We start from the raw sequence: 1,030 nt of genomic DNA on the forward strand, positions 1-1,030 counted from the left end.
GCTCGAACACGTCGGCGACGACCTGCGACCAGCCGTGGATGAAGTAGCGCCAGCCGTCGACCACGTGCAGGTCGCGAAACGTGGCCTGCGCTTCGGCCTGATGGAGGAACTCGAGCGAGCCGCGGTAGTTGAACTCCCACGCGTACGCGCCATCGGGGAACACCACCGCGTCGGTCAGGGGGGAGCCGGGGCGGTCCTTCCCGAGTCCCGTCGCATTGGCGATCACCGAGCCGGCCGGCGCAGCCGCGACGAGGGCATCGGCTTCTTCCGGCGTCGTGGTGACGACGTATTCGATCAACCCCTCACGGGTGCCGTGCTGGCGGTGCACCTCGCGCAGGTGGTCGAGCTTGTCCTGCGTGCGGGCGGTCACTGTGATCCTCGACGGGGCGTCGGGGCGTTCGGCGAGAGCCCAGCTGAGCGCGGTGCCCGAGCCTCCGGCCCCCAGGATCACGACCGCAGCCCCCGTGCGGGTGAAGTGGTCCGTGGGCAGGAAGTCGTTCAGCGCGAGGTCGACCGTGATCGGGTCCTTGGCCCTCCCCGACAGCGTCCGCCCCCGCTTGGAGATGCTGGAGATCTCGGAGCACGACACCGCGAACGGGTCGAGTTCGTCGAACAGGTCGGAGGCGGCGGCGAACACGTTCATCTTGTGCGTGGTCACCAGGGCCCCGCGGTGGTGCGGATCGTCGCGGATCTGCTCGACCATCGCGCGATACTGCGCCGGGTCGGCATCCATCGGCAGGTCGTGACCGACCAGGGTGCGCGTCGGCAGGTCGAGGATGTCGGCCCAGAGCGGGAACACCTTCATGATCGACGACGAGGCGGTGGTCACCCCGACGAAGCCCATGTAGTCGGCGGAGGCGGTGCCGGATGCGGAGGTCACGGCGTCGGAGGCGGTGGTCATCGGGTCTCCTCGGAGGCGGGGATCGGGACGGGATGCGCGGGCTCGCCGCCGGAGAGGACGGCGATCACGTCGGCGAGCGAGAGGGAGCCCATGTTGTCGACCGCCTGGGTGGTCTGCGCGCCGAGGTGC

1 protein-coding gene is annotated in these 1,030 nt (G+C 69.9%); it reads right to left on the reverse strand.

What is annotated here, in order from left to right; genetic code table 11:
• Window positions 1-901 (reverse strand): shikimate dehydrogenase (locus DSP71_RS08600; RefSeq protein ID WP_258546339.1); only part of this gene is annotated, 901 nt, incomplete at its 3' end.
• Between the last annotated feature and the right edge of the window lie 129 nt (window positions 902-1,030).

The sequence above is a fragment of the Microbacterium sp. H6 genome (genome assembly GCF_003314775.1).
In the GTDB taxonomy this organism is placed as follows: Bacteria; Actinomycetota; Actinomycetes; order Actinomycetales; family Microbacteriaceae; genus Microbacterium; species Microbacterium oxydans.